Source organism: Anaerolineae bacterium, from assembly GCA_016931895.1.
Classification (GTDB): domain Bacteria; phylum Chloroflexota; class Anaerolineae; order 4572-78; family J111; genus JAFGNV01.
Map to the genome: position 1 here is coordinate 1 of JAFGDY010000186.1, position 4,032 is coordinate 4,032.

2 protein-coding genes are annotated in these 4,032 nt (G+C 56.6%); both read left to right on the forward strand.

Translation table 11 applies throughout. The features are described from left to right. The first annotated feature begins 185 nt into the window (after positions 1-185). Entirely contained in the window at positions 186-1,466 is a 1,281-nt protein-coding gene (locus tag JW953_13720; GenBank protein ID MBN1993755.1) for a DUF58 domain-containing protein, read from the forward strand. Beyond that, positions 1,463-3,850: a transglutaminase domain-containing protein gene (locus tag JW953_13725; GenBank protein ID MBN1993756.1), complete on the forward strand. Its 2,388-nt coding sequence runs from the start codon at positions 1,463-1,465 to the stop codon at positions 3,848-3,850. Before JW953_13720 ends, JW953_13725 begins: the two co-directional genes overlap by 4 nt. The last annotated feature ends 182 nt before the right edge of the window (positions 3,851-4,032 follow it).

The following is a 4,032-nucleotide window of genomic DNA, read 5'->3' on the forward strand; positions in this document are numbered from 1 at the left end:
CACCCTGGCCCACCGGCTGATCATCAGCCCGGCGGCCCGCATCAAAAATGTGACCGCCAGGGAAGTGATTGCCGATATTCTCTCCTCTATCCCCGTCCCCGGCGCGCGGGTGAGCAATAAAGAAGAGGGCCTACGGGAGCGTATCCTTTAAGCTTGGCGCAGTGGAACAGCAGGATGTCTACCCTATGTCTTCAGAACTAAAATTCAACGGCTGGCCGTTAATGCCCCTTCTGGCGGTGTTGCTTGGTTTGCAAATCATGGGGCCTTCAAAAGTATGGTTGACCCTAACCTTGGCCTTAAGCCTCACGGTGATCATCGGCTGGTTCTGGGCCAGACAAATGCAACAGTACGTTAGTTTGACCCGCGAGAAACGTTATAATTGGTCCCACGTAGGAGACGTACTGGAAGAACGTTTCACCTTATTCAACGCCAGTCTTTTGCCGGCCTTGTGGGTAGAAGTTAACGACCATTCCACCGTTCCCGGCCATCACCCAGATCGAGCCACAGGGGTGGGGGGTGATAATTATCACCAGTGGACCGCTGTAGGGGTATGTCACCAGCGGGGAGTGTTCAATCTAGGCCCTACCACGCTGCGGATGGGCGATCCTTTTGGCCTATTTGTGGTTACCAAACACAACCCGGCCACCGTGCCGTTACTGGTGCTGCCCCCCATTTTGAATTTGCCCGGCATCCAGGTGGCTCCCGGCGGCCAGGTCAGCGAGGGGCGGCCACGCCCCTACGCCCCCCAACCTACCATTCTGGCTACTTCGGTCCGGCAACATACCCCGGGCGATAGTTTGCGGATGATTCACTGGCCTACTTCTGCCCACCGCGACGATTTGTTTGTGCGCACCTTTGACGGGTCTCCCAGCGGCAACTGGTGGATCATTATGGACCTGGCTAAAAACGTTCACTATGGCGAGGGCGACGACTCCACTTTAGAGCAAAGTATTACCCTGGCCGCCTCGCTGCTGGAAATTGGTTTGCAGAACGGCCAGGCCACCGGCCTGATTGGGCATAGCCTTGAGCCGCTCTGGTTACCCCCAGCGCGAGATGACTCGCAACGCTGGACAGCCTTGCGGGAACTGGCCACCATTGAGGCAGGTCACTACCCCCTGGCGTCACTGCTGAGGCGTTCCGGCGAAACCCTGGGCCGGGCGGCCAGCGTGATAGTTATCACCCCTTCAACCGAAGCGTTTTGGTTGGAACCGCTTCTTCTACTCCAAAAACGAGACTTGATACCCACCGTCATGCTTTTGCCGGGAGGAAAAAATGGGCCGCAAATGGAGGCCCTGCGCGAAATTCTGGTTCAGCAGAATATTGCCACCTACATCTTAGACCCCAAGATATTAAAACCGGCCATAGCCGCCGTTAAAGGCAAAGGCCAATGGGAATGGCACACCACTGCCCTGGGCCGCGCCATGGCCATCCACCGGCCCCAAGGGGAATGGGAGGTGCTACAATGACAGAACGTTGGTTGCGCGCCTTAACCTATCCCCAAACCTTGATCTGGATGTTGGCCGCAAGTTTGGCGCTGACTGTAGTCGGGAGCATTGGCGATCTGGTACGCGGCCTAAATTACCAATTGCTCACCATCGTCAGCCTGGGTGGATTGCTCCTGGGCTGGCTGTTAGCCCGCATTCGCGCTCCCTGGTGGCTGGCCTTGCTGCTTATTTTTGGTTCCGGGCTACAGGTGGTGGTGATCCTGGTGGGCTACCTTTTGCCCTTCATCTGGGCCATCCTCAAAATGATGTTCATTTACGGCATTATCTTGGTGTGGTGGGGTCCAACTGCCCTGCCTGATGCAGGCCCCTTCATCTCAGCCTGGCAAGACCTGCTGCAAGGCGGTAGGGTGGTGACAACCCGATTGGGCACCTGGTTGTTTTCGCTGGGAGGACAAGGCAGTTCTGACCCGCTGCCTCTGCAATTGGTGTGGGGTTGGGCTTTATGGTGCGCCACGGCCTGGGCCGCTTATCTCATTTGGCAACGCCGCCAGGCGCTGGTGGCCGTGATCCCCCTGGGAATTCTGCTGGCCATTACCATTTTCTTTTCCGGCATCAACCTGAGCATGTTAAGCGTGTTTCTGGCCCTGGCCCTGGCCCTGCAAGTGGTGAGCAGTTGGGAACGGAAACAACATCGCTGGCAAACCAATCAGATTGACTGGGCCACCGACCTTGCTCACGATATAGCTTTTGCGGCCGGTTTCTTGATTAGTCTGATCGTTGTTTTTAGCTCGGTTATTCCCCAAATACCCATCACCAGAATGATTGACAAACTGAGCTTGCAAGTTCAGGAACGATTCGCCTCAAGCGGCCAGCAGGTAGATAGTATGGCCGCCTCGTTTGGCATTGAACGGCGCGCGCCGTATCCTACCCGGGAACGCCCGACCGGTATTCCCACCGGCCTGCCGCGCCGCCACCTGTTGGGGTCAGGCCCGGAACTGACCGAACAATTGGTGATGCTTGTTAAAACCAGCGACCCCCTGCCAACGCCGCCTCTGCCCTATGTGGTGGTTGAAGACATTGGAGAACCGCCCCCGCCTTACTATTGGTTGGCCGCCACTTTTGATAAGTATAGCGGGCGGGGCTGGCACAGCGGCCCTACCACCTCTATAGAACTAAAAGCAAACGAGGCTCAATTAAACCCAATCGGGCCGGGTCGAGTGCTGACGCAAACCGTCCAGCCGGTTGACACCTTTGGCCAAGTTCTTTTTACCGCCGGTTATCCCCTGCAAGTTGATCAACCCAGCCAAATCACCTACCGCTCAAACACGGATTGGGCCGGCACCATCCTGGCCGCTGATCAAACTTATATCGCTCAATCCTGGCTACCTGAGCCAACCGAAGACGAGTTGAAAGCAGCCGGAACAGATTACCCTGCCTGGCTGACCAAACGTTACCTGGCCTTACCCGACACCCTCCCGGATCGGGTTCGCTCATTGGCAGTGGAATTGACCACCACCGCGCCCACGCCTTATGATCGGGCCATAGCCATTGAAAGATACCTGCGGGCCATGCCCTATTCGCTTGACGTGCCGACGCCGCCCCACAACCAAGACGTGGTGGATTATTTTTTGTTTGACTTAAAAAAGGGATATTGCGATTATTACGCTTCCAGTATGGTGGTGTTAGCCCGGGCGGCCGGTCTGCCGGCTCGTTTGGCCATTGGTTACGCGCCCAGCCCCTATGATTATTCAACCTTCCAGTACGTTGTCCGCGAAGCGGAAGCCCATTCCTGGGCGCAGATTTATTTTCCAGATTATGGCTGGATAGATTTTGAACCAACCGGCGGGCGCCCCCCCATTGTCCGTTCTGAGGAAGAAGAGGAATTTGCCGCCTTGCCCACGCTGCCGCCCGGCTTTGACCTGAACAAAACGTTAGCCCAGCAACAAAACTGGTGGTACACCACCCCCCTGTGGCAACTGCTGCTTCTTGTTTTGGCCCCGCTGGGCGGAGTGGCGCTGGTAGGATTGCTGGCCGTGTGGGGTCACGATTTGCGGCTGGGCCGCCTGCCCGTGGAACAATTAATCCCCCTGCTGCAAGGTCGCCTGGAGCGTTGCGCCCGGCTGTTGGGCCTGGCCTTGCCCGCAGGGGCAACCCCCCTGGAATTTGAGACGGCCCTGGTGGGCCATTTGGAACGTCTCACCCGGCAGCGGGCCGGCCTGCAAAAAATCATCCCTGCGCCGGACGATATTGGCCGGTTGGTCAACGCCTTTATCCAACTCCGTTACGCGCCCCATCCGGCCACCACAGAAATAGGTGACAGTTGTTTAAAAGCCTGGCAACGGATACGCTGGCGGTTGTGGGGCACAATTGTGGCAAAGAGAGTGCGCAGGATTAAGGTAACCTGACTAACGGAGACACACAAACCATTGACAAACAGAACCGCAAAGGGCTGAGCTGATAGCGTCAGGTCTCCTCTGCGGTTCATACATCTGGCAACTCGCATAGCTAGTTTCTGGTGCGAAACGTCATCGATACCAACAAGATGACGTCAAGGAATGATTGAACCTTAACAAACTGATCTTTAGAC

Excerpts from the sequence above, each read along its gene's own strand:
- JW953_13720 (MBN1993755.1), top strand. The coding sequence starts at position 186 with ATGTCTTCAGAACTAAAATTCAACGGCTGGCCGTTAATGCCCCTTCTG.
- JW953_13725 (MBN1993756.1), top strand. The coding sequence starts at position 1,463 with ATGACAGAACGTTGGTTGCGCGCCTTAACCTATCCCCAAACCTTGATC.